This is a genomic window from Massilia sp. HP4 (assembly GCF_005222695.1).
Taxonomy (GTDB): domain Bacteria; phylum Pseudomonadota; class Gammaproteobacteria; order Burkholderiales; family Burkholderiaceae_D; genus Telluria.
The window spans coordinates 288,541-313,629 of the sequence record NZ_STGG01000011.1 but is presented as its reverse complement, the minus strand read 5'-3'; the positions used below and the strand labels follow the sequence as shown (position 1 = coordinate 313,629).

Sequence of the window (25,089 nt, the reverse complement as noted above, 5' to 3'; positions counted from 1 at the left end):
GTGCATCCGAAACGCTCGCTGCACGGTTCCCATCTTGCGCACAAACTGTAACCACAGGGTTTCCCTTGTCTCGTACATTGTATCAATATGTTTCGGGCCTATAGGCTTATACACAGCGATACAAAATGCTTTTCCGGCCTAGTCATAAACTCGGATAATTGAGGTCATGGACAATCCCTCTACGATTCTGATCGTCGACGACGACCGCGACATCCGGACCCTGCTGGCCGACTACCTCGAGTCGAACGGCTACCGGACGCTGGCCGCCGCCGACGGCAATGCGATGTGGAAGGCGCTCGAAGAAACGCGTCCCGACCTGATCGTGCTCGACCTGAACATGCCCGGCGACGACGGGCTGACGCTGTGCCGCAAGCTGCGCGCCACGTCGACCCTGCCGGTGATCATGCTGACCGCCCGCAACGAACCGCTCGACCGCATCCTCGGCCTCGAGATGGGCGCCGACGACTACCTGCCCAAGCCCTTCGAGCCGCGCGAGCTGCTGGCGCGCATCCGCAGCGTGCTGCGCCGCTCGCACGCCATGCCGTCGAACACGCCTTCCGAGAACGTGCAGCAGATGCGCTTCTCGGGCTGGACGCTGGATCTCACCGCGCGCCACCTGCTGAACCCGGACGGCATCGTGATCATGCTGTCGGGCGCCGAGTTCCGCCTGCTGCGCGTCTTCCTCGAACACCCCAACCGCGTGCTCAACCGCGACCAGTTGCTCAACCTCACGCAAGGCCGCGACGCCGACCCGTTCGACCGCTCGATCGACATCCAGATCAGCCGCCTGCGCCAGAAGCTGGGCGAGGACGCGCGCATGCCCCAGATCATCAAGACGGTGCGTAATGGCGGCTATGTGCTGGCCGGCCAAGTGGCGGTGGAGCCGACGGCGTGAAGGACTTCTTCGGGTCGATGACCGGCCGGGTGTTCCTGACGCTGCTGCTGGGCACCCTGATCACGGCCGCGCTGACCCAGCTGGCGGCCGACTACCAGCGCCTGCGCGACTTCGAGCGCCAGCGCGACCAGAATCTGCTGGAACGCGCCGAACAGCTGATCATGGCCACCGAGATCGTCCCTGCCTCGGCGCGCTCGATCTATCTCGACGTTGCCAACCGTCCCGGCCTGGAACTCGAGGCCACCGACACGCCGGACCAGCACAGGCCCGCCACCCCGTTCTCGCAGGCCCTGGCCTCGCGCCTGGGCAAGGGCTACACGGTCGAGGCGGCCACCATCCGGCCGGCCGCCTGCGGCATCGCCCAATACCAGCCGATGATGTATGGCCTGCTCAGCCTGAAGTGGGGCGGCACCTGCGAGTCGCTGCACGTGCGCCTGCGCGATGGCGGCGAATTGCGCCTGTCGGTGCTGCCGCCGCGCTCGCCACTGATTTCCACCGACGCCGATATGCGTGCCGTGGTCGCCCTGTTCCTGTTCAGCATTGCGGTGCTGGCCTACCTGGTGGCACGCATGACCGCGCGTCCGTTCCGGCAGTTGGCCCAGGCCGCGCAAGACCTCGGCCAGGACATCAACCGCCCGCCGCTCGACCTGCTCGGCACGACCGAGATCCGCCAGGCCAGCGCCGCCTTCAACGCGATGCAGGCGCGCATCCGCCAGTACATCTTCCAGCGTACGCAGATGCTGGCCGCGATCACCCACGACCTGCAGACGCCGCTTACGCGCATGCGCCTGCGGCTCGAAAAAGTATCGGATGCCGAGCTGCAGGAACGCCTGATCGGCGACCTGTCGGCGATGCAGGAAATGGTGCGCGAAGGCCTGGTGCTGGCGCGCAGCATGGACACCACCGAGACGATGCAGATGCTGGACCTCGATTCGCTGCTCGAGGCCGTGTGCGCCGACGCCAGCGACGCCGGCCAGCCGGTCACGCTGCAGGGCAAGGCAACGATGGCGGTGCTGGGCCGGCCGATGGACCTGCGCCGCTGCCTGGGCAACCTGATCGACAATGCCGTCAAGTACGGCCGCGATGCGCACGTCTGCGTCGACCGTATCAACGGCACTGCGCGGGTACGCATCCGCGACAGCGGGCCGGGCATTCCGAGGAGCGAACTGGGACGGGTGTTCGATCCCTTCTACCGGGTCGAGACCTCGCGCTCGCGCGAGTCGGGCGGCACCGGCCTCGGCCTGACGATCGCGCGCAATATCACCGAGCAGCACGGCGGCAGCATCAGCCTGGTCAACCACCCCGAGGGCGGCCTCGAAGTGACCCTGATGCTGCCGGCGTATTACCCGAACAAGTAAGCGAACTGGTAAATAAGCAAGCAAGACCGTACATGAACCGGTCATAACACCGTGGGACAATGCGGCGCCCCTACCTGGGGCCGGCAAGGCCACCACGATCAATGAAGGAGTCGCCGGCAACGGGCGGCAAGGGACGAGAATGAAAAAGAAGAATGTCGGCGTCATCGCCACAATTGCGGCGCTGGTCGTGGCTGGCGGCTGGTACCTGAACCAGGGCAACGGGGCCAAGGCCGAGGGGCCTGGAGGGCAAGGGCCGGGCGCGGGCGGGCCGCCGCCGGTCACCGTCAACGTGATCGCGCCCGAGCGGCGCGATGTCGGCGTCGAGCTGTTCGCCAACGGCAGCGTGACCCCAGTAAAAACAGTCAACCTGCATCCGCAGACCGTCACCACGATCCGCCAGGTCCATATCCGCGAAGGCCAGTTCGTCAAGGAAGGCCAGCTGATGTTCTCGCTCGACGACCGCGCCGACCTGGCCAACGTCGCCCGCGCCGAAGCGCAGGTGGCGCGCGACTCGGCCACCCTGTCCGACCTCGAGCGCCAATATAAACGCAGCCAGGAACTGGTGGCCCAGAACTTCCTGGCCCAGAGCGCCCTCGACTCCCTGCTCAGCCAGGTCGAAGCCCAGCGCGCGCTGGTGCAGTCGAACCAGGCCGCGGCCCGCGCCACGCAAGTGAGCGCCAGCTACACCACGATCCGGGCGCCGATGACGGGCCGGGTCGGCGCCATCGACGTCCATCCGGGCGCCCTGGTGCAGATGACCACCTCGCTCACCACGATCACCCAGCTCGACCCGATCAATGTCTCGTTCACGCTGCCGGAATCGACCCTCGGCGCGCTGCTGGCGGCCCAGAAAAAGGGCAATGTCGAGGTACGGGTCAACCCGGGCAGCCGGGGGGGCGACGGCGACCAGCAAGCCCAACCGGTCGTCGGCCGCCTGAGCTTCATCGATAATGCGGTCGACCCGCAGGCCGGCACCATCCGCGTGAAGGGCGAGTTCGCCAACCGCGACACCACCCTGTGGCCGGGCCAGTATGTGACCGCTAACGTCGTGGTGCAGACCCTGAAAAATGCGGTGGTCATTCCGCAGACCGCCATCATCACGGCGACCAACGGCACCTTCGTCTACGTGCTGGGCGAAGGCAATGCGGCGCGCCAGGTGCCGGTGCAGCGCGTCTACGCCTTCGGCGACCGGGCGGCGGTGACCGGCCTGAAGGGTGACGAGCAAGTCATCACCGAAGGCAAGCAGAACCTGCGTCCGGGCGGCAAGGTGCGCCTTGCCGGCCAGGGCAGCAAGCCGGCCGCGCCGGCACCGACCAAGCAGGACGACCAGGCATGAATCTGTCCGAACTGTGTATCCGCCGTCCGGTGATGGTGGTGCTGCTGTCGCTCAGCCTGGTGCTGGTGGGCATCCTGTCGTACATGAAGATCCCGGTCGCCGCGCTGCCCAGCTATAACACGCCGGTCATCAACGTCTCGGCCAACCTGCCCGGCGCCAGCCCGGAGACGATGGCGTCCTCGGTCGCGCTGCCGCTCGAGAAGCAGTTCTCGACCATTGCCGGCATCAAGCTGATCACCTCGAGCAATACCCAGGGCGACACCAATATCACGCTCGAATTCGACAACGAGATCGACGTCGACAAGGCGGCGGTGGACGTCCAGGCCGCGCTGCTGGTGGCCCAGCGCCGGCTGCCGCTGGAAATGACCGAACTGCCGGCCTACCGCAAGGTCAACCCGGCCGACGCCCCGATCCTGTTCATGCACCTGACCTCGCCGTCGATGGACTTGTCGGAGCTGAACGACTACGCCGAAAACCTGATCTCGCCGGCGATATCGACCGTGCAAGGCGTGTCGCAAGTCTCGATCAACGGCGGCAAGCGTTTCGCCGTGCGCGTGCGGGCCCGTTCCGACCTGATGAACGCCCGTAATATCTCGATGGACGAGCTGGCGGCCGCCCTGCGCGCGGCCAACTCGAACACCCCCTTGGGCATCCTCGACGGTCCGACCCAGGCCCTGACCATCCAGGGCGGCGGCCAGCTGATGCGGGCGGCCGACTTCGCCAACCTGATCATCGCCACCCGCGACGGCCTGCCGGTACGCCTGAAGGACATCGCCGAGGTCCAGGACAGCTACCAGTCGGTCAAGGCCATGGGCAGCCTGAATGGCGAGCGCTCGATCTCGCTGATGGTGCAGCGCCAGCCGAATGCGAACACGGTGCAGGTGGTCGATGCCGTGCGCGCGCTGATCCCGCGCTTCGAGGGGCAGCTGCCGGCCTCGATCAAGATCGAGCTGGTGAACGACCGCTCGCTGTCGATCCGCGAGGCGATCCACGACGTCAACCTGACCCTGGCCGGCACCGTGCTGCTGGTGATCCTGGTGATCTTCCTGTTCCTGCACCGCGCAGCCGCGACCTTCATCCCGGCGGTGACGGTGCCGATCTCGCTGCTCGGCGCGCTGTCGCTGCTGTACTGGTTCGGCTACAGCCTCGATAACATCTCCTTGCTGGGCATCACTCTGGCGGTCGGCCTGGTGGTCGACGATGCGATCGTGGTGCTGGAAAACATCGTCCGTCATATGGAGATGGGCAAGAAGCCGATGGCGGCGGCCCTGATCGGCGCGCGCGAAGTGGGCTTTACCATCATCTCGATCTCGATCTCGCTGGTGGCGGTGTTCATCCCGATCTTCTTCATGCCGGGCGTGATCGGCTTGCTGTTCCGCGAATTCGCGGTCGTGGTCGGCCTGGCGGTACTGGTCTCGGCCCTGGTCTCGCTGACCCTGGTGCCGATGCTGTGCTCGCGCCTGCTCAAGGATGGCGGCCACGTCGACCCGAAGGACATGTCGTGGATCGGCCGCCGCTTCGAGGCCGGTTTTACGAGATTACGTAACGGCTATGGTCGTACCCTCGACCTGGCGCTGCGCTTCCGCTTCGTGGTGCTGATGCTGGCGGCGGGCACGTTCGTGCTGACCGGCGTGCTGTACAGCACGATGCCCAAGGGCTTCTTCCCTGAAGAAGACATCGGCCAGATCCGCGTGACCGTGGAAGCCTCGGAAGACACCTCGTCGATGGCGCTGGCCGAGCTGCAGGGCAAGGTGGTCGACATCGTGCGCGCCAACCCGTATGTGAAGGACACGACCTCGTTCAGCGGCGGCGGCAATACCGGCCGCATGTTCCTGGTGCTGAAAGACCGCGGCGAACGGCCGCCGATGGACCTGGTGATCGACGACCTGCGCAAGGCCACCCGCGCCGTGCCGGGCGTGCAGGTCTTCATGTCGCCCCAGCAGAACCTGCAGCTGGGCGGGCGCCAGAGCAAGGCGCGCTACCAGTACACCCTGCAGAGCGTGTCGGGCGGCGAGATCGGCGGCTGGGCTGAGCAATTCCTGGAAGGCATGCGCAAGGACGAGCGCTTCCGCGACGTCAACAGCGATTCGCAGAACAAGGCGCTGCAGGCGACCGTGGACATCGACCGCGACAAGGCGGCGCTGCTGGGCGTGGAGATGGACGATATCCGCACCGTGATGTACGCCTCCTTCGGCGAACGCCAGGTGTCGACCATCTATTCGACGGCGGCCAGCTATTACGTGATCCTGGAAGCCGCCGCGAGCGACCGCTACTACGACGAGGCGCTGTCGCGGGTCTCGGTACGTTCCAAGTCGGGCGAGCTGGTGAAGCTGTCGAGCATCGCCAGCGTGCGCCGCACGGTCGGCCCGCTGCAGGTCAACCACCAGGGCCAGTTGCAGGCAATTACCCTGTCGTTCAACCTGGCCCCGGGCGTATCGCTGGGCGACGCCACCTCCGCCATCGACGAGATGGGCCGCGCCATGAAACTGCCGGCCTCGGTCATCGCCACCTATGGCGGCGACGCCGCCGTGTTCCAGGATACGCAGTCGAGCCAGCTGATCCTGATCATCACGGCAGTCGGCGTCATCTATGTGCTGCTGGGTGTGCTGTATGAAAGTTATATCCACCCCTTGACCATCCTGGCCGGCCTGCCGTCGGCCGCCGTCGGCGCCCTGGTCACCTTGTGGATCTTCGACAAGGACCTGACCCTGATCGCCATGATCGGCATCCTGATGCTGATCGGTATCGTCAAGAAGAATGCGATCATGATGATCGACTTCGCGCTCGACGCCCAGCGCAACCTGGGCATGAGCCCGCAGGAAGCGATCCGCGAAGCCTGCATCCTGCGTTTCCGCCCGATCCTGATGACGACCCTGGCGGCGCTGATGGGCGCGCTGCCGATCGCGCTGGGCATCGGCGCCGGCGCCGAACTGCGCCAGCCGCTGGGCCTGGCGGTGTGTGGCGGCCTGATCTTCTCGCAAGTGATCACCCTGTACATCACCCCGGTGATCTACCTGTACCTGGACCGCTACAGCGGCACCGGCCCGATGACCGACGAGCAGATCGCCCGGGCGGACGCGGACCACGTGGCGCATCCGGCCCACCCGGCGCCCGTGCATCCGGCCTGACCCGGGAACACCGGTAGCGAGCTATCCGGCCGCCAGTAACGGAGCAAGCATGTTCCGATGCTGGCGGCCGGAAACATTTGGTAACAACCATCAACCGATCGAACGGGGTAACCGGATGGCTAGCGTGATGCGGTTGCGCCGCAAAACGGTTAGACTGCGGCTCTCTGCCGTTTTTTTAGACGTAGCTTCCAGGAAATCGATCCATCTTGCGTGACCATTCCCACACCTACGACCAGGACAGTGAAGTGTGTTCCCACTGCGGGCAGCCGTTGCCGCCCTCGGGGCCGCGCTATGGGCTGGGGAGGACTTACGGTCGCAAGGGACCGAGCCGCTTCGGCGTGGCCGGCACGATCGCCGTCCACTTGCTGCTGGTGCTGCTGTGGTTCTACGAGCCGAAGGAGCAGGAGCAACGCACGGCGCGTCCGGCGTCCGAGGACCAGGGCGACAGCCAGGTAGTCTATGTGGCGCCGCTGCAAGAGACCTCGCCGGTAGAGTCGACCCCGCGTCCGACGCCGCGCCCGCTGCCGGCGCCGCCGGTGCCGCGCGTCGAGCAGGAACGCATCATCGTCCAGCGCCTGCCGGACACCATCACGATTCCCGATGAGCGTCCGGCGCCCCCGAGCCCGCCGCAACCGCAGCGCCAGCAGCCGCCGACCGAAGTGCCGCCCGACATGGACATGGCGGCCTATGTGAAGGCCCAGCGCGAGCGCCGCGGCGCGCCGACCGGCAGCGAAGTGCAGGCCCCCGAAAGCGACGCCGCGCGCGGCACCCGCAACGCGCTGGCGAACATCGCCGCCATCAACGGCCGCGGCACCGACGACAGCAACGAGACCGGCGGCATCTTCTCGGTCTCGAACAAGACCTTCAACACCATGGACCTCAAGTTCCGCGGCTGGAACCCGAGCTTCAAGCGGCGCTGGCTGACGGCGGTGACGGTGGAGCAGGGCAGCGAGCGCGATATCGAGACGGCGGTGATCAAGAAGATGATCGAGCTGATCCGGCGCGAGAAGAAGGGCGATTTCGAATGGGATTCGCATCGGCTCGGGCGCGTGGTCAAGCTCAGCGCACGGCCGCAGGATACCGATCAGCTGGTGGAATTCCTGTACAAGGAGATGTTCCCGGATTACAGGCCGATTCCGGGACGGTAATCAGGCTGCGACCGCGTCCTTTCCTTCATCGAGCTCGATTTCGGATTTCCATTTCGAGCGTGATTCAGAAACGATGATCCTGGCGTGACCGATGCGGTCTAGTGTATTGAGCATGTCCAGCAGGGAGGACACGGCCTTGTCCCCGCTGTATTTGCGTGCAAACAGCATTCTCAGCATCAGATCGATGGCCTTTGGCACCTTGCCGCTTTTCTCCCACTTGGCAACGGCCTGCTCAGTGTAACCCACGGCTTGCCCCAGCGATTTTTGTGAAAGCAGTAGAGCGTTTCGGACGTAGCGAAACTCGGCGCCGGTCAGCTTGCCTGGTTTGTTGATCAAGGCGTTACAGATAGCTAGAACGAGTCCGTCCAGATCGTGAAAAGATACGGCCTTGCCATACGGCGTGTTGCGCTCGATGTAGCCGTTCTTCAACCACACATTGCGCAGGCCGCCGTCGGTGAAGCGGTACATGATTTCTCCTAGAGATGCATTGCCGTGACCACCACCATCGTGGGGTCATCATTACCCAGTGCGACGACGATGCCGATGTTGTGTCCGGCGGTGTAGAACTCCATTCGACACTCGAGCGTTCCGTAGTACGTATTCGGCTCGGGTTGGCGCCGGATGGCGCCATGTCTCAACGTCGCCAGCACACACGGCATTGTTATTTTTCGCTCACGCATCCGCAGTCGTACATGGACGGAAAATGCCACGTTGATCGAGTCCTGTGCGGCAGCACGTATGTGCGCCTGCAATTGAGGCGTCGATAACGCGGTGATTTTTCGAGGTTGCTTCATCTGTGCTACCTATACAAAATATAGGTTAAGTCGGAGAGTGACGCAACAATTTTTTCATCCTGTCATGTTCTGAATCTGCGCTATGTCGCCAGGAAGCACGGGCGAGCACAAAATAAAAATGCCGCTCAGCTTGCACTGAACGGCATGTGTGTCATGACACGAATTTAATGGCCTGGAGCAGTCAGCCCGCTTTCAGCTTGCGTGCGATATCCAGCGCGAAATAGGTCAACACCCCATCCGCCCCGGCGCGCTTGAACGCCATCATCGATTCCATCATGACCTTGTCGTGATCGAGCCAGCCATTCTGCGCCGCCGCCTTCAGCATCGCGTATTCGCCGCTGACCTGGTAGGCAAAGGTCGGCACCTTGAACTCGTCTTTCACGCGGCGCACGATGTCCAGGTAGGGCATGCCCGGCTTGACCATCACCATGTCGGCGCCTTCGGCCAGGTCGAGCGCCACTTCGCGCAGCGCCTCGTCGCTGTTGGCCGGATCCATCTGGTAGGTGTTTTTATCGGCCTTGCCGAGGTTGGCCGACGAGCCCACTGCATCGCGGAACGGACCGTAGAAGGCCGAGGCGTACTTGGCCGAGTAGGCCATGATGCGGGTATGGATATGGCCCTGCGCCTCGAAGGCGTTGCGGATCGCCCCGATGCGGCCATCCATCATGTCCGACGGCGCCACGATGTCGACGCCGGCGTCGGCGTGCGTGAGCGCCTGCTTGACCAGCATCTCGATCGTCTTTTCGTTGACGATGTAGCCGTTCTCGTCCGGCAGCCCGTCCTGGCCGTGGGTGGTGTAAGGGTCGAGCGCGACGTCGGTGATCACGCCCAGCCCAGGGAAATTCTTCTTCAGCTCGCGGACCACGCGCGGCACCAGGCCGTCCGGGTTGGTCGCCTCGATGCCGTCATAGGTCTTGACCGACTGGTCGACCAGCGGAAACAGCGCCATGGCCGGGATACCCAGCTGCACGCATTCTTCGGCGACCTTCAGCAGCAGGTCGAGCGAGACACGTTCGACGCCCGGCATCGACGCGACTTGCTGGCGCTGGTTTTGTCCTTCGAGCACGAACACCGGGTAGATCAGGTCGGCCGAGGTGATGGTGTTTTCGCGCATCATGGCGCGCGAGAATGGGTCGCGGCGCATGCGGCGCGGGCGGGCCGCCGGATAGGCGGAGGTGATGATGGTCATCGTTCAGGTCCTTGCTAGATCAGGCGACAGGGTTATCGTCGTCCGCCGACGGCGCAGCAGGTTCTTCGTTGCCGGTGTCTTCCCCTGGTTCTTCTTCATCGCCACCAGTCAGTCCGGCCAGCTCCAGGATCTTGGCGTCCGCCTCTTCGATGCCGATGCGCTTGAGCGCCGAGAACAGCTGCACCGTGAACGGGAAGCCATTGCCGTCCTCATCCACATAGCTGTCGAGCACGGCGCGCGCTTCGCGCAGCGCATTGGTCGACTCGTTGCGATTGAGCTTGTCGGCCTTGGTCAGGATGCAGTGGATCGGCTTGCCGGTCGGGGCGAACCATTCCAGCATCTGCACGTCGAGGTCGGTGAACGGCCGGCGCGAATCCATGATCAGGATGAGCGCCGCCAGCTGGTCGCGGCGCTGGACGTAGTCGCCCAGCAGCTTTTGCCAGTGCAGCTTGGCGGTGCCCGAGACCTCGGCATAGCCATAGCCCGGCAAGTCGACCAGCAGCGCTTCGATCTCGTCGACCCGCACGGCATCCTTGCGGTGCTGGCCCACGTGGGCGCCGCCGATCGAGAAATAATTGATGTGCTGGGTACGGCCCGGCGTCTTGGAAGCGAAAGCCAGACCCTTCTGGTTGGTCAGGATATTGATCGCTGTCGACTTGCCGGCGTTCGAACGCCCGGCGAAAGCGATTTCCGGTACTTGCGTGCCGGGCAAATCGCGCAGCTGGTTAACGGTCGTGAAGAACCGGGCTTGCCATAATCTGGACATTGGGGAGAGGGATAAGAGGCTACGAAATGGCGTTTGGGAAACAAAGCTATTGTACAATAAGGGGTTGATTGCTGCTCCGCCACCGGCGGTCACGATCTAGAGGCGCTGCACTGAACTTCTTAACTTTTTCAAGGTGCGTTTATGAATCGCTTGTCGTCCCCCCTGCTCAAAACACTGTTGGTTACCTCGCTAACTGTCTTTGGGGGATTACCGGCGGCGATGGCGGCGTCCGCCGCAACCGCGCCTGCGGTCAAAGCCGATCCAGCCAAGGGCGGCGCCCTGTACGAAAACGGCGACCCCGCACGCGGCCTGCCATCTTGCCTGTCTTGCCATGGCGCGGCCGGCAATTCGTCGATCGCGATCAATCCCAAGCTGTCCGGGCAGTTCGCGACCTATACGCACAAGCAATTGGTTGACTTTACGACGGCGCACCGCCAGCAGCCGATCATGACGACCTATGCCAAGATGCTGACGGCGCAGGAGAAGAAGGATATATCAGCCTGGCTGGCGACGCAGGCACACAAGCCTGGCGCGGCGAAAAACAAGGAAACGGTCGAGCTGGGCCGCAAGATCTACCGTGGCGGCATCGCCGAGAAGGGCGTGGCGGCCTGCGCCAGCTGTCATGGCGCCACCGCGAATGGTATCCCGGCGCAATACCCGCGCCTGGCCGGCCAGCACCAGGATTACACCACCGCCCAGCTCGAGGCGTTCAAGACCGGCGCCCGCGCCAACAGCGCGCCGATGACCTTGCTGTCGCAGCGGATGTCGCCGGAAGAGATGCGTGCGGTGGCCGACTATATTGCCGGCCTGCGCTAAAAGTGTGTCTTTAGCGCCACGCACGGACATGAGATGAACGGAAGAGGGCGGCAGCGTCGAGCTGGCGCCCTTTTTTCCACGCGCGGGCCAGCCCCTGCGCCGGATGAAAGTTGTAGAGTATGAGTACCACCGGAATTGAACTGAATACCCGCCGCCGCTGGCTGGCCGAGGCGGTCGAGCTGATCTCGTCGATGCGCTTCGCGATCAGCCTGCTCACCATCATCTCGATCGCCTCCGTCATCGGCACCGTGCTCAAGCAGAACGAGCCGATGCCCAATTACGTGAACCAGTTCGGGCCGTTCTGGTTCGAGGTCTTCGACAAGCTCGGCCTGTACAACGTCTATTCGAGCTGGTGGTTCCTGGTCATCCTGGTGGTGCTGATCGTCTCCACCGCCCTGTGCGTGGTGCGCAACACCCCCAAGATGCTGCGCGATATGCGCAGCTGGCGCGAGAACGTGCGCGTCGACTCGCTGCGCAATTTCCACCACAAGGCCGACTGGCAGGCGCCGCTGGCGCGCACCGAGCTGGCCGAGCAGAGCGCGTTGCGCCTGCGCCACGCCGGCTATGCCACGAAGATCGTCGAAAAAGACCAGGCGCTCCTGGTCACGGCCAAGAAGGGCGCCGGCAACAAGTTCGGCTATATCTTCGCCCACACCTCGATCATCGTGATCCTGCTGGGCGGCATGCTGGATTCGGAACTCCCGGTGCGCGTGCAGCAATGGTTCTTTGGCAAAACTCCGTTTACCGGCAGCGGCGTGATCGCCGAGATCCCGGCCCAGCACCGGCTGGGTGTCGGCAACCCCAGCTTCCGCGGCAATACCGCGATTGCCGAGGGCCAGACCAGCCATACCGCGATCCTGAATCAACCGTCGGGCGTGCTGGTGCAAGAGCTGCCGTTCGGGATCGAGCTCAAGAAATTCCATATCGAGTTCTATTCGACCGGCATGCCCAAGCTGTTCGCCAGCGACGTCGTGGTGCACGACCTGGAAAATGGCCACAAATTCGAATCGACCATCAAGGTCAACCACCCGCTGATCTACAAGGGCATCGCCGTCTACCAGTCGAGCTTTGACGATGGTGGCAGCAAGCTCAAGCTCACGGGCTTCCCGATGACGGGTGGCAGCGCGGCGAATTTCGCGATCGAGGGTGTCGTCAACGGCGAGACCGAGCTGAAATTCGGCAAGGACACGTATTCGGTCGAGTGGTCGGGCTTCCGTCCCTTCAATGTGGAGAACATCGCCCAGGGCAACGACACGCGCGCGGTGAGCAAGAACACCTCGCTCAATGCGCAGTTGTCGGCCACCCTGGGCAAGGCCTCGGGTGCGGCGGCCGACCCGGACGCGAACAAGGACCTCAAGAATGTCGGCCCCAGCGTGCAATACAAGCTGCGCGACCACACGGGCCAGGCGCGCGAGTACATGAACTATATGCAGCCGCTGACTCTCGAAGGGGCCCAGGTCTACCTGGCCGGCGTGCGCGCGAACCCGTCCGAGAACTTCAGCTTCCTGCGCATTCCTTCCGACGAGCGCCACGGCGTAGGCGACTGGATGCGCCTGCGCGCGGCGCTGTCGGATCCGGCCGCGCGCCAGCAAGCGGCCACCCGCTACGCCGCGCGCGCCATGAGCGCCGGGCAGGGCGGCAGCGCGCTGGCCGGCCAACTGAAGGATTCGGCGGTCCGTACGCTCGACATCTTTGCCGGCGGCGACGGCCGCGGCGGCTTCGTCGGCGTGGCCCGCTTCCTGGACCAGATCCCGCAGGCCGAGCAGGAAAAGGCCGCCGGCATCTTCATGAAAATGCTCAACGGCGCACTGTGGGAGCTGTGGCAGGTGGCGCGCGAAAGGAATGGCGACGCGGCGGCCGAGCCGACCGAAGCCAGCGGACGCTTCCTGCAACTGGCCACCAATGCGCTGTCGGACAGCTTCCTGTACGGCGCGCCGGTCTACTTGCAGCTGGATGAATTTACCGAAGTAAAGGCTTCGGTGCTGCAGATGACGCGCTCGCCGGGCAAGAATGTGGTCTACTTCGGCTGCGTGCTGCTGACGCTCGGGGTGTTCGCGATGTTCTATATCCGCGAGCGGCGCGTCTGGATCTGGGTGCGCGACGTAGATGGTGGTGCCGAGGCCCTGATGGCGATGAGCACCCAGCGCAAGACGCTCGATTTCGAGCGCGAATTCGAAGACTTGTCGGTCAAGCTGCCGCAACCGGCGTAAGCTGGCAGCGATCTGGAGAAAATGATGGAACTGTCCCACACCAAAAGCGATCGCGCGCTGCGCTCGACCGAGAAATACCAGGAGAAGGTCGGCTACTTCCGCCGCCTGACCGCCGCCGACTGGCTGTACGGCCTGGCGCTGGTGGCCGCGGCCCTGTACGCCCAGGTTCAATATGGCCACTTCATGGACATCTATGAAGAAGCGATCCTGATCTGTACCGCGCCGGTGTTCGCGGCGCTGGGCTGGTACTGGAAACCGATGCGCTGGCTGGTGCCGCTGGTCGGCGTGATCTCGCTGGCCGCAATCTCGATGTACGACGGCAACCTGGCGGCGGCCGAGCAGAAATTCTTTCTAAAATACATGCTGTCGAGCGGCTCGGCCATCTTGTGGATGAGCGCGCTGTTCATGTTCTCGACCGTCTTCTATTGGGTCGGCCTGTTCAGCCGCGGCAAGTTCGGCGGCAGCGTCGGCGCCAACCTGTGCTGGGCCGCCATCGTGATCGGCTCGGTCGGCATGATGGTGCGCTGGTACGAAAGCTACCTGATCGGGCCGGACGTCGGCCACATCCCGGTGTCGAACCTGTACGAAGTGTTCATCCTGTTCGCGATCATCACCGCGATGTTCCACCTGTACTACGAAGAACACTACGCCACCCGCCAGCTGGGCCCGTTCGTGATGCTGATCATCGCCGCCGCCGTGGCGTTCTTGCTGTGGTACACGGTGTCGCGCGACGCCGCCCAGATCCAGCCGCTGGTTCCGGCGCTGCAGAGCTGGTGGATGAAGATCCACGTCCCGGCCAACTTCATCGGCTATGGCACCTTCGCCCTCGCGGCGATGGTCGGCAGCGCCTACCTGCTCAAGTCGCACGGCATCCTGGCCGACCGCCTGCCGTCGTTCGAGGTGCTGGACGACGTGATGTACAAGGCGATCTCGATCGGCTTCGCCTTCTTCACCGTCGCCACCATCCTGGGCGCGCTGTGGGCGGCCGAGGCGTGGGGCGGCTACTGGTCGTGGGATCCGAAAGAGACCTGGGCCCTGATCGTCTGGCTCAACTACGCGGCCTGGCTGCACATGCGTCTCATGACCGGCCTGCGCGGCCGCGTGGCGGCCTGGTGGGCGGTGGTGGGCTTGCTGGTAACCACCTTCGCCTTCCTGGGGGTGAACATGTTCCTGTCGGGCTTGCATTCGTACGGGGAGCTGTAAGCGACCCTAACGCTGGCTTAAGGGAACTTGGTGTAATGTAAGCACACCACCAGTTCCCAAGGCCAGCCATGCTGTTCAAACGTCATCCGAACGGACTCGATCTTCCGTTCCCGTCCGAAATCACGCCGCAAGAGGTTTACACCGGACGGCGTCAATTCATCACCCGCATGGCGGCCACGGCGGCAGTCGGCAGCGGCATCTGGGAGATGGCCAACCGCGAAGCCTTCGCCCAAACCGCCGGCCAGAAACTGGCGGCGCGCCCCAACGTGGCCTTGTCGACCGACGAGAAGCAGACCCCGTTCAAGGACGCTGCCGGCTACAACAACTTCTACGAGTTCGGCCTCGACAAGGGCGACCCGGCCGACAACGCGCACACCCTGGTCACGCGTCCGTGGACCGTGCGCATCGAGGGCGAAGTCAAGAAACCGCTCACGCTCGACATCGACGGCCTGCTCAAGCTGGCGCCGTTAGAGGAGCGCATCTACCGCCTGCGCTGCGTCGAGGGCTGGTCGATGGTCATTCCCTGGGTCGGCTATTCGCTGTCGAACCTGCTCAAGCAGGTCGAGCCGAACGGCAACGCCAAGTTCGTCGAATTCACCACCCTGGCCGACCGCAAGCAGATGCCGGGGTTACGCAGCGGCGTGCTCGACTGGCCTTATGTCGAGGGCCTGCGCATCGACGAAGCCATGCATCCGCTGACCCTGCTGACGATGGGCATGTACGGCCAGGTGCTGCCGAACCAGAACGGCGCGCCGGTACGCCTCGTCGTGCCCTGGAAATACGGCTTCAAGTCGGCCAAGTCGATCGTGCGCATCCGCCTGGTGTCGCGCCAGCCGCGCACCGCCTGGAACGATTCGGCGCCGCGCGAATACGGCTTCTATTCGAACGTGAACCCGAACGTCGACCATCCGCGCTGGTCGCAGGCGAGCGAACGCCGCATCGGCGAGACCGGGCTGTTCCAGCCGAAGAAGAAAACGTTGATGTTCAACGGCTATGACCAGGTCGCCTCGCTGTACACCGGCATGGACCTGAAGCGCTATTACTGATGGCGTTGCAGCTTTCCAATAAGCAGGTCGGGTGGGTAAAGACCGCTGTTTTTATCCTTTCCCTGTTGCCTTTCGCGCGCCTGGTGTGGGGTACGGCGACCAGCGCCTTCACCGATCCGCTGGCCGAGATCACCAGGATCAGCGGTGAGTGGGCGCTGTACTTTCTGTGCATCACCCTGGCCGTCACGCCGCTGCGGCGCCTGTCCGGCTGGAACTGGCTGATCAAACTGCGGCGCATGGTCGGCCTGTTCACCTTCTTCTATGCACTGGTGCACTTCATCGCCTTCCTGTGGTTCGACCATTTCTTCGATGTCGCGGCGATGCTGGCCGATGTCGTGAAGCGCCCGTTCATCCTGGTCGGCTTCATCGCTTTCGTGCTCTTGATCCCGTTGGCGGCGACATCGACCAATGCGATGATCAAGCGCCTGGGCGGCAAGGGCTGGCAGTGGCTGCACCGGCTGATCTATGCGATCGGCCCGCTGGCGATCCTGCATTTCTGGTGGATGAAAGAGGGCAAGAGCGACTTCGCGCAGCCGATTTTGTTCGGGGGCATCGTGGCGGTGTTGCTGGCGCTGCGGGTGTACTGGCATGTCAGGCAACGGGCCTGAGGTCGACCGGGAGGGGCCCCGGCAGAGTCGTCCAATGCCTAGTATCATTGTCAGCTTTGCCACTATTCCAGTGAGTTAAGCAATGAACCAACCAGATCAGCGCTACGGGCTGCAGTTTTTCTCTCAGCCCAGGATGGTGCTGGTATTGGCGACGCTGTGCTGTGTCCTGTGGGGCAGCTCTTATCCTGCGATCAAGACCGGCTATGAGATGCTCGGCATTGCCCAGCAAGATGTGCCGTCCAAGCTGATTTTCGCGGGCTACCGCTTCCTGCTGGCCGGCCTGTGCCTGGTGGTGCTGGCGGCGATCATGGGAAAACCCGTCCTGCGGCTGAGCCGCCACCAGTTTGGCCAGCTCGCCGTACTCGGCGCGGCGCAGACCGGCCTGCAATACGTGTTCTTCTACATTGGCCTGGCTTACACGACCGGGGTGCGCGCCTCGATCCTGAATGCGACCACCACTTTCTTCAGCGTGCTCCTGGCGCACTTCGTGTACCACAATGACAAGCTGTCCAAGCGCAAGAGCGTGGGATGCCTGCTCGGCTTCGCCGGCGTACTGGCCGTCAACGCCGGCGCCGGCCCGCTCGATGCGCCCGTGTCCCTGCAGGGCGAAGGTTTCATCGTGATCGCGGCGTTCGTGCTGTCGGCCGCCTCGATCTATGGCAAACGCGTTTCCGCAGGCATGGATGCGATGGTGATGACCGGCTGGCAGCTGGCCATCGGCGGCCTCGCCTTGCTCGCGGGCGGTTATGCGACCGGCGGCGCCTATGGCGCCGTGACGCCGGCATCGACCGTGCTGCTGGCCTACCTTGCCTTGCTGTCGGCGGTGGCCTTTACCTTGTGGAGCCTGCTCCTCAAACACAATCCGGTCGGCAGGATCACGATCTTTGCCTTCCTGGTGCCGGTGTTCGGCGCCGCACTGTCGGCCCTGTTCCTGGGCGAGACCATCTTCGAATGGAAAAACCTCGTGGCGCTGGTGCTGGTGTGCGGCGGGATCTGGCTCGTCACGCGAACGCGGATGCCGAATATCGCCGCCTCCAGCGCAAGCTAGCCGGGTCCGATCAGGTATTGATCATCGTTTCCAGCGCGAACACCTCGGCCGGCGTTTCGCGCCGGCGCACCAGATGGGTAACATCCCCATCGACGATCACCTCGGCCGCGCGGCCGCGGGTATTGTAGTTCGACGCCATCGTCATGCCATAGGCGCCGGCCGTCATGATCGCCAGCAGGTCGCCCTGCTCGAGCGCCAGTTCGCGCTCGCGCGCCAGCCAGTCGCCCGACTCGCACACCGGACCGACGATGTCCCACACCAGTTTTTCGCCAGCGCGCGGCGTCACGGCCTGCACGCCCATCCAGGCCTGGTACAGGGTCGGACGCATCAGGTCGTTCATCGCGGCGTCGACGATGCAGAAATTCTTTTCGGCGCCCGGTTTCAGGAACTCGGTCTTGGTCAGCAGCACGCCGGCATTGGCGACGATCGAGCGGCCCGGCTCGAAGATCACCTTCATCGGCTGGCCGCCGTGTTTTGCGGCGCGCCAGGCGTCGATGCGCTGGAACAGGCGGCCCAGATAGTCGCCGACCGGCACCGGCGGCCCGTCGCCGGCCACGCCGTAGTCGACGCCGAGGCCGCCGCCGATGTCCAGGTGGTGCAGGTGGATGCCCTCGGCGTGCAGGGTGTCGATCAGTTCGATCAGCTTATCGAGCGCTTCGAGCAGCGGGGCGTCGTCCAGCAGCTGCGAACCGATATGGCAGTCGATGCCGACCACGTCCAGGTTGGGCAGGCTGGCGGCGGTGCGGTAGGTGGCCAGCGCATCGTCGAAGGCCACGCCGAACTTGTTGGCCTTCAGGCCGGTCGCGATATACGGGTGGGTCTTGGCGTCGACGTTCGGGTTCACGCGTAGCGAGACCGGCGCGCGCATGCCGAGCTTGCCGGCGACTTCGTCCAGGCGGTGCAGTTCGGGGATCGATTCGACGTTGAAGCACAGGATGCCTTTTTCCAGCGCAAGCTGCATCTCGTCGACGGTCTTGCCGACACCCGAGAAGATGGTCTTGCCCGGATCGCCGCCGGCCGCGATCACGCGCAGCAGTTCGCCGCCCGAGACGATGTCGAAGCCCGCGCCCTGGCGCGCCAGCAGGTCGAGCACGGCCAGGTTCGAGTTGGCCTTCATCGCGTAGCAGACCAGGGCGTCGCGACCCCGGCAGGCGTCGTGATAGGCGCTAAAGTTGTCGAGCAGGGCGGCTTTCGAGTAGACGTAGGTCGGCGTGCCGAATTGTTCCGCAATGGCGGACAGCGACACGTTTTCGGCGTGCAGGACGCCGTCTTGGTGCGAAAAATAGGACATCAGCGGTGCGGGGCAGGGGTGGAAGCGTTGTTGGAAGGAACCGGCTGGAGCGGTTGTTCGACCGGCGGCGGCGCTGGCCTGTTGGGCGGCGTCGGCATGTACAGGTCGCCGGTCTGGCCGCAGCCCGACACGGCGGCGGCGAGCAAAACGGCCGGGAGAAGCACGAGAGAGGACTTCACGATTAGAATCACGGTTTGATTAGCAGATTTTGGAGTGTAGCATGACCGAAACCGAATTTTTGGACCTTGCCGACCTGACCCTCAAGCAGATCGAGGAAGCCTTCGATCGCCTGAACGACGAGGACGTGATCGACGTCGAATGCAAGCGCAGCGGCAACGTGCTGGAGATCGAGTTCATCGACAACGGCTCCAAGATCATCGTCAACAGCCAGGCGCCGCTGCAAGAGATGTGGGTGGCGGCGCGCTCGGGCGGCTTCCACTACAAGCGCGTGGGCGACGAGTGGCGCAATACGCGCGACGACAGCGAGTTCTTCGCATCGCTGTCGAAGTATGCGAGCGAGCAGGGCGGGGCGACGGTGTCGTTGACCTGATCCGTCGATCCTGTAACGAACAACGACAAAGGCGGCCACTGGCCGCCTTTGTCGTTGCTGCACCACCCGGATCAGAACAACTCGTTCCTCACCGCGTCGCGTTCCTTCTGCTGCTCCGGCGCCGGCGGCGGGCCGACGTCCAGCGTCTCGACCCCGCTGCCGGGTGGCGTCTCGGCGTAGTAGTAATCCGAACCGTATTGCACCAGCCCGGCCGGCACCTCGCGTTCGACGTTCGGCTCGCCCTTGAGCGCCTTCTGCATATAGCCGATCCAGATCGGCAGCGCCAGGCCGCCGCCGGTTTCGCGTGCGCCCAGGTTGCGCGGCTTGTCGTAGCCCATCCAGGCGATGCCCACCACCTTTGGCTGGTAGCCGGCGAACCAGGCGTCGATCGAGTCGTTGGTGGTGCCGGTCTTGCCCGCCAGGTCGGTGCGCTTGAGCGCCATCGCCTTGTTCGCGGTGCCGTAGCGGACCACGTCCTTGAGCATGCTGTCCATCAGGAAGGCATTGCGGGCGTCGATCACGCGGTTCGCTTCGTCGCCGGCGCGCGCCGGGCGCGCCTCGGACAGCACCTTGCCGTCGCTGTCGGTGACCTTCGAGATCAGGTAGGGGCTGATGCGGTAGCCGCCGTTGGCGAAGACCGCGTAGGCGCCGGCCATCTGCAGCGGCGTGGTCGCACCGGCGCCCAGCGCCAGCGTCAGGTAGGCGGGATTACGCTCAGGCTCGAAACCGAAGCGGGCGGCGAATTCCTGGCCGTAGCGCGCGCCGATCTTGTTCAGGATGCGGATCGAGACCATGTTCTTCGACGAGGTCAGGCCGCGCCGCATGGTCATCGGACCTTCGTACTTGCTGTCGTAGTTCTTCGGCTCCCAGGCCTGGCCGCCGGTCTGGCCGGCGTCGAAGCTGATCGGGGCGTCGTTGACGATGGTCGCCGGCGACAGGCCGCGCTCGAGCGAGGCCGAGTAGATGAAGGGCTTGAACGAAGAACCCGGCTGGCGCCAGGCCTGGGTCACGTGGTTGAACTTGTTGCGGTTGAAGTCGAAGCCGCCGACCAGGGCGCGGATCGAGCCGTCCTCGGTATCGGCCGCGACAAACGCCGATTCGACTTCGGGCATCTGCGTGATCAGCCACTTCGACTCGTCGTCCTGCATCACGCGGATCACGGCGCCGCGGCGCAGGCGCCGGTTCGGGGCCGCCTTGTCGGACAGCCAGGCGCGCGCGAAGGCCAGGCCCTGGCCGGAAATGGTGATGGTGTCGCCCGAGGCGATGGTCGCCTGGACTTGCGTGCTGGAGGCCTGGAGAACAACAGCGGCGATGATGTTGTCGCTGTCGGGATGCTCGGCCAGTTCGGCCTCGATCGCCTCGTCGGCTTCCGTTTTCGCAGCTGGGATCTCGATGAACGATTCCGGGCCGCGGTAGGGGCGGCGGCGCTCGTAGTCCATCACGCCGCGGCGCAGGGCCAGGTAGGCGGCGTCCTGGTCGGCCTTGGTGATGGTGGTAAACACGTTCAGGCCGCGGGTATAGGTGTCTTCCTTGAACTGCTCGTAGACCAGCTGGCGCGCCATCTCGGCCACGTACTCGGCGTGCACGCCGAAGGCGGTGCTGTCGGTCTTGATCTTGAGCGGCTCATCCTTGGCCTGGGCGAACTGGGCGTCGTTGATATAGCCGAGCTGGTGCATGCGCTGCAGGATGTACTGCTGGCGGGTGCGGGCGCGGGTCGGATTGACGACGGGGTTGTAGGCCGACGGCGCTTTCGGCAGGCCGGCCAGCATGGCCGCCTCGGCCACGGTGATGTCGCGCAGGTCCTTGCCGAAATAGATCTGGGCCGCCGACTGGAAGCCGAAGGCGCGCTGGCCCAGGTAGATCTGGTTCATGTACAGCTCGAGGATCTGGTCCTTGGTCAGGTTCTTCTCGATCTTCCAGGCCAGCAGGGCCTCGTAGGCCTTGCGCTTGAAGGTCTGCTCCGACGACAAGAAGAAGTTACGCGCGACCTGCTGGGTAATGGTCGAGGCGCCCTGGCGCGCGCCGCCGGTGGCGTTGCGGAAGGCGGCGCGCATGATGCCCAGGTAGTCGATGCCGCTGTGCTCGTAGAAGCGGTCGTCCTCGATCGACAGCACGGCCTTCTTCATGACGTCCGGGATGTCCTTGAAGTGGACCAGGGTGCGGCGCTCCTCGCCGAATTCGCCGATCAGGACATTATCTGCTGTAAATATGCGCAGTGGCATCTTGGGCCGGTAGTCGGTGATCGTGTCCAGCGCCGGCAGGTTGGGGTAGGCCATCGCAAGGGCGAACACGACCACCAGCACGCCGATGGCGCCCAGGCCGAACAGGCCGGCGACGGCCATCAGGACCAGGCGTTTGGGGCTGAACTTCGAAGAAGAAGAGGATGCTGCTTGTTTCTCTTTCATGCTGACTTTCGCTTTGTTGATCCGCCTCATTATAAGGCAGCGGTTTGGTGCCCGATACTGGCCGGAGCTTAACGGAACTCAAGGGCAATATTGGCCTGGCAATGAAATCGTCATAGTGTGGCGCGTACGCCCCGCCCCAGAGTGTTCCAGTGCAGAAATTTCTTGTCCGTAGTCATCCTTTGTTGCTACGATCCGAGGCGGTGCTGCACGTAAGTACCGGATTTTTAAAAGGAAGTTATAAGAAGTAAATAGCTGTTTCATTTAAGGCAACAGCAACCCATGACAGTCGTTCATGGTGAATTCTCAAGCTCATTCTGTCCAAAAGACAGCCACGGGAGTGTATTGGTGATCAATCTGGGTTCCTTGTTTGGACAATCGAGTCCGCCGATGGTCGGCCTCGATATCAGCACGTCGGGCGTTCGCCTGGTCGAGCTGGCCGATGCCGGCAAGGGTATCGTGCGCCTCGAGCGCTACGCCACCGAGGCGCTGCCGCGCGGCGCCGTGGTGGACGGCAATATCGAAAACATGGACCAGGTGGCCGACGCCGTGCGCCGGGTCTGGAAGAAGAGCGGCACCCGCGCCCGCCACGTGGCGCTCGGCATGCCGCCCGCCGCCGTGATCACCAAGAAGATCATCCTGCCGGCCGGGTTGTCGGAAGACCAGCTCGAAGTGCAGGTCGAGTCCGAGGCCAGCCAGTATATCCCGTTCGCGCTCGATGAGGTCAGCCTCGACTTCGACGTGATCGGCCCGGCCGTCAATTCGGTCGACGACATGGAAGTCATGCTGGCCGCCGCGCGCCGCGAAAAAGTCGAGGACCGGGTCGCGATCGCCGAAGCGGCCGGCCTGACGGCCACCGTGATGGACATCGAATCGTACGCCGCGCGCGGCGCGCTCGAACACGCCGCGCTGCCGAAACAGGACCAGATCGTGGCCCTGTTCCAGATCGGCGCCCACGCCACCCACGTCTCGGTGCTGCTGGGTGGCGAAGCCGTCTACGAGCGCGAGCAGCCCTTCGGCGGCAATGCGCTGACCCAGGACATCGTGCGCGCCTACGGCATGGCGTTCGAGGAAGCCGAGACGCGCAAGAAGGCGGGCGACCTGCCCGAGAACTACCGCGCCGACATCCTCGCGCCCTTCCTCGAGAGCGCGGCGCTGGAAATCACGCGCGCCATCCAGTTCTTCTACACTTCCACCCCGTATACCCGGATCGACCAGCTATACCTGGCCGGCGGCTGCGCGCTGCTGCCGGGGATCCTCGACATCGTGGCCGGCCGCACCCGCATCCCGGCCTTGCTCGCGGCGCCGTTCGAGGGCATGCAGCTGGGCGCCGGCGTGCGCGAGCACCAGCTGCGCCAGGACGGCCCGGCCTACCTGGTCGCCTGCGGCCTGGCGCTGCGGAGGTTCGGCTGATGATCCGGATTAACCTGCTGCCTCACCGCGAGGCCAAGCGCAAGCAGAAGCAGACCGCCTTCATCGCCCTGCTGGCGCTGGGCGGCGTGGTCGGCGCCGCCATCGTGCTGCTGGTCGGCGCGTATAACGCCAGCCAGGTCTCGGTGCAGAACCAGCGCAACGAGGTGCTCAAGAAGGCCAGCGCGGAGCTCGACCAGAAGATCGGCGCGATCACCAACCTGAAGGAAGAAATCGCCGCCCTGCAAGCGCGCCAGCAGGCGGTCGAGGATTTGCAGGGCGACCGCAACCAGCCGGTGCACCTGCTCGACGAGCTGGTGCGCCAGACGCCGGACGGCGTGTCCCTGAAATCGGTCAAGCAAAGCGGCCAGCGCGTGATCCTGGGCGGACACGCCCAGTCGCAGGAAAGGGTGGCCGAACTGCTGCGCAACCTGTCCGGCCAGTCGCAGTGGCTCGAAAACCCCGACCTGACCGAGGTCCGCGCCGCCACCCTGACCCAGGGCAAGACCGCGCGCCAGGTGGTCGAATTCACGCTCGGCGTGTCGATCAAGCGCGCGCGCCTGAGCGACGAGGGCGAGCAGGCTGTCGACGGCGACAAGCCGGCCACGGCCGGTGCAAAGCGCGCGGCGGAGAAGTCATGAACATCGATATCAAAGAACTCGGCGCCCGGCTGGCGGCGCAGTTCCAGGATTTGCAGGGCCGCCAGCCCGGCCAGTGGCCGCTGGCGCCGCGCCTGCTGTGCGCCGCCGGCGTGCTGCTGGCGACCGTCGGCCTGGGCTACTACTTCTACTGGAACGACCAGTTCGCGGCCCAGGAAAAGGGCGCGCGCGAGGAAGTCAAGCTGCGCGAGGAATACAAGACCAAGATGGCGCAGGCGATCAACCTCGAAGCCCTGAAGGCGCAGAAGGCCCAGGTCGACCAGTACGTGGTGCGCCTGGAGAAGCAGTTGCCGAGCAAGTCAGAGATGTATTCGCTGCTGTCCGACATCAACCAGTCCGGCGTCGGTCGCGGCCTGCGCTTCGAGCTGTTCAAGCCGGGCCAGGAAGTGGTGCGCGACTACTACGCCGAACTGCCGATCGACATCAAGGTGAACGGCCACTACCACGACATGGGCGCGTTCGCCGCCGACATGGCGAACCTGCCGCGCATCGTCACCCTGAACAACCTGGCCCTGCAGGTCGCCAAGGACGGCAGCCTGGGCATGCAGGCGGTGGCCAAGACCTTCCGCTACCTCGACCAGGAAGAGCTGGCGGCCCAGCGCGCGGCGCGCGCGGCCGAGAAGAAGAAGGGCGCCAAGGGCAAGGGATCGGCCAGATCGAAGGCCGCAGCCAAGGCCAAGAGCGGAGGCAAGAAATGATGCGCACGCGATTGACTGTGCTGGCGCTGGCAAGCGGCCTGCTGGCCGGCTGCGGCGACGGCGGCGTAGGCGAGACCCGGGCCTGGATGAAGCAGGTCGAAAAGCAGACCGCGCCAAAGGTCAAGCCGCTGCCCGAGCCGAAGACCTTCGAGCCGTATGGCTACGCTGCGCGCGAGGCCCAGGATCCCTTCGACCAGGCCAAGCTGCTGGGCGAGATGGCGCGCATGGCCCAGGCCAGCAATGCCAACCAGCCCGACCTGGAGCGGCCCAAGGAATTGCTGGAGAACTTCCCGCTCGACACGATGCGGATGGTCGGCACGATCGAGAAGGGCGGCGTCAAGTATGCGCTGCTGCAGGTCGAGCGCACCCTGCACCGGGTGCGCAGCGGGCAGAGGATAGGACAGAACTACGGGCGCATCACGCGAGTGAGCGAAGGCGCCGTCGAGATCAGGGAATCGGTGCAGGACGCTACCGGTGACTGGGTGGAGCGCATGGCCCACATCGAGCTGCAGCAACGCGCTGCAGCCAAATAAG

23 protein-coding genes are annotated in these 25,089 nt (G+C 64.4%); 16 read left to right on the top strand and 7 right to left on the bottom strand.

What is annotated here, in order from left to right; all coding sequences use genetic code 11:
* Positions 1-166: 166 nt before the first annotated feature.
* From E8M83_RS05250 to E8M83_RS05230, 5 genes are all read left to right on the top strand, one after another.
* Positions 167-895: a response regulator gene (locus E8M83_RS05250; protein ID WP_137172331.1), complete on the top strand. Its 729-nt coding sequence runs from the start codon at positions 167-169 to the stop codon at positions 893-895.
* A complete protein-coding gene (locus E8M83_RS05245) occupies positions 892-2,253 on the top strand; it encodes an ATP-binding protein (protein WP_137172330.1) in 1,362 nt (453 codons plus the stop codon). Before E8M83_RS05250 ends, E8M83_RS05245 begins: the two co-directional genes overlap by 4 nt.
* A 139-nt stretch (positions 2,254-2,392) precedes the next feature.
* Positions 2,393-3,589 (top strand): efflux RND transporter periplasmic adaptor subunit, encoded by a 1,197-nt coding sequence (locus E8M83_RS05240; RefSeq protein ID WP_137172329.1) that lies wholly within the window; start codon positions 2,393-2,395, stop codon positions 3,587-3,589.
* Positions 3,586-6,717 (top strand): efflux RND transporter permease subunit, encoded by a 3,132-nt coding sequence (locus E8M83_RS05235; protein ID WP_137172328.1) that lies wholly within the window; start codon positions 3,586-3,588, stop codon positions 6,715-6,717. The genes E8M83_RS05240 and E8M83_RS05235 overlap by 4 nt, the downstream gene beginning before the upstream one ends.
* Positions 6,718-6,923: 206 nt before the next feature.
* Positions 6,924-7,865 carry a hypothetical protein gene (locus tag E8M83_RS05230; RefSeq protein WP_137172327.1) on the top strand — a complete coding sequence of 314 codons (942 nt, stop codon included), beginning with the start codon at positions 6,924-6,926 and terminating at the stop codon, positions 7,863-7,865.
* Here E8M83_RS05230 and E8M83_RS05225 read toward each other — a convergent pair whose 3' ends face one another.
* The 4 genes from E8M83_RS05225 to yihA form a co-directional block, all read right to left on the bottom strand.
* Positions 7,866-8,333 (bottom strand): hypothetical protein, encoded by a 468-nt coding sequence (locus E8M83_RS05225; RefSeq protein WP_137172326.1) that lies wholly within the window; start codon positions 8,331-8,333, stop codon positions 7,866-7,868.
* Between the two features lie 8 nt (positions 8,334-8,341).
* Entirely contained in the window at positions 8,342-8,659 is a 318-nt protein-coding gene (locus E8M83_RS05220) for a DUF4258 domain-containing protein (RefSeq protein WP_137172325.1), read from the bottom strand.
* A gap of 181 nt (positions 8,660-8,840) precedes the next feature.
* A complete protein-coding gene (gene hemB / locus E8M83_RS05215) occupies positions 8,841-9,848 on the bottom strand; it encodes a porphobilinogen synthase (RefSeq protein WP_137172324.1) in 1,008 nt (335 codons plus the stop codon).
* 19 nt (positions 9,849-9,867) lie between these two features.
* Positions 9,868-10,614, bottom strand: a complete 747-nt coding sequence (gene yihA, locus E8M83_RS05210; protein ID WP_137172323.1) for a ribosome biogenesis GTP-binding protein YihA/YsxC — start codon at positions 10,612-10,614, stop codon at positions 9,868-9,870.
* A gap of 141 nt (positions 10,615-10,755) precedes the next feature.
* Between yihA and E8M83_RS05205 the strand changes: the two genes are divergently transcribed.
* From E8M83_RS05205 to E8M83_RS05180, 6 genes are all read left to right on the top strand, one after another.
* Positions 10,756-11,430 (top strand): c-type cytochrome, encoded by a 675-nt coding sequence (locus tag E8M83_RS05205; RefSeq protein ID WP_137172322.1) that lies wholly within the window; start codon positions 10,756-10,758, stop codon positions 11,428-11,430.
* A gap of 119 nt (positions 11,431-11,549) precedes the next feature.
* Positions 11,550-13,640 carry a cytochrome c biogenesis protein ResB gene (locus E8M83_RS05200; protein ID WP_137172321.1) on the top strand — a complete coding sequence of 697 codons (2,091 nt, stop codon included), beginning with the start codon at positions 11,550-11,552 and terminating at the stop codon, positions 13,638-13,640.
* Positions 13,641-13,664: 24 nt separating this feature from the next.
* Positions 13,665-14,843: a c-type cytochrome biogenesis protein CcsB gene (gene ccsB, locus E8M83_RS05195; RefSeq protein ID WP_137172368.1), complete on the top strand. Its 1,179-nt coding sequence runs from the start codon at positions 13,665-13,667 to the stop codon at positions 14,841-14,843.
* Between the two features lie 68 nt (positions 14,844-14,911).
* A complete protein-coding gene (msrP, locus tag E8M83_RS05190; protein WP_137172320.1) occupies positions 14,912-15,889 on the top strand; it encodes a protein-methionine-sulfoxide reductase catalytic subunit MsrP in 978 nt (325 codons plus the stop codon).
* Entirely contained in the window at positions 15,889-16,497 is a 609-nt protein-coding gene (locus E8M83_RS05185; protein WP_137172319.1) for a sulfite oxidase heme-binding subunit YedZ, read from the top strand. The genes msrP and E8M83_RS05185 overlap by 1 nt, the downstream gene beginning before the upstream one ends.
* 82 nt (positions 16,498-16,579) lie before the next feature.
* Entirely contained in the window at positions 16,580-17,545 is a 966-nt protein-coding gene (locus tag E8M83_RS05180) for a DMT family transporter (protein ID WP_137172318.1), read from the top strand.
* Between the two features lie 10 nt (positions 17,546-17,555).
* Here the strand turns inward: E8M83_RS05180 and lysA are convergent, their stop codons facing one another.
* Both lysA and E8M83_RS05170 read right to left on the bottom strand, forming a co-directional pair.
* Positions 17,556-18,836, bottom strand: a complete 1,281-nt coding sequence (gene lysA, locus E8M83_RS05175) for a diaminopimelate decarboxylase (protein WP_137172317.1) — start codon at positions 18,834-18,836, stop codon at positions 17,556-17,558.
* Positions 18,836-19,015 carry a lipoprotein gene (locus E8M83_RS05170; protein ID WP_170976699.1) on the bottom strand — a complete coding sequence of 60 codons (180 nt, stop codon included), beginning with the start codon at positions 19,013-19,015 and terminating at the stop codon, positions 18,836-18,838. Before E8M83_RS05170 ends, lysA begins: the two co-directional genes overlap by 1 nt.
* Before the next feature lie 41 nt (positions 19,016-19,056).
* Here E8M83_RS05170 and cyaY point away from each other — a divergent pair, with 41 nt between their 5' ends.
* Entirely contained in the window at positions 19,057-19,386 is a 330-nt protein-coding gene (gene cyaY, locus E8M83_RS05165; RefSeq protein WP_137172315.1) for an iron donor protein CyaY, read from the top strand.
* Positions 19,387-19,457: 71 nt separating this feature from the next.
* On the opposite strand, the gene E8M83_RS05160 is transcribed toward cyaY, so the two are convergent.
* Positions 19,458-21,791 carry a penicillin-binding protein 1A gene (locus E8M83_RS05160; RefSeq protein WP_137172314.1) on the bottom strand — a complete coding sequence of 778 codons (2,334 nt, stop codon included), beginning with the start codon at positions 21,789-21,791 and terminating at the stop codon, positions 19,458-19,460.
* Between the two features lie 387 nt (positions 21,792-22,178).
* On the opposite strand from E8M83_RS05160, the gene E8M83_RS05155 reads away from it, so the two are divergent.
* The 4 genes from E8M83_RS05155 to E8M83_RS05140 are packed head-to-tail and all read left to right on the top strand — an operon-like array spanning position 22,179 to position 25,088.
* The gene (locus E8M83_RS05155) at positions 22,179-23,201 is read left to right on the top strand and encodes a pilus assembly protein PilM (RefSeq protein ID WP_373995030.1); all 1,023 of its coding nucleotides are present in this window, start codon (positions 22,179-22,181) and stop codon (positions 23,199-23,201) included.
* Positions 23,201-23,839 carry a PilN domain-containing protein gene (locus E8M83_RS05150; RefSeq protein WP_137172312.1) on the top strand — a complete coding sequence of 213 codons (639 nt, stop codon included), beginning with the start codon at positions 23,201-23,203 and terminating at the stop codon, positions 23,837-23,839. The genes E8M83_RS05155 and E8M83_RS05150 overlap by 1 nt, the downstream gene beginning before the upstream one ends.
* Positions 23,836-24,555: a type 4a pilus biogenesis protein PilO gene (locus E8M83_RS05145; protein ID WP_137172311.1), complete on the top strand. Its 720-nt coding sequence runs from the start codon at positions 23,836-23,838 to the stop codon at positions 24,553-24,555. The genes E8M83_RS05150 and E8M83_RS05145 overlap by 4 nt, the downstream gene beginning before the upstream one ends.
* Positions 24,552-25,088, top strand: coding sequence for a pilus assembly protein PilP (locus E8M83_RS05140; protein WP_137172310.1), 537 nt, complete (start codon positions 24,552-24,554; stop codon positions 25,086-25,088). Before E8M83_RS05145 ends, E8M83_RS05140 begins: the two co-directional genes overlap by 4 nt.
* The last annotated feature ends 1 nt before the right edge of the window (position 25,089 follow it).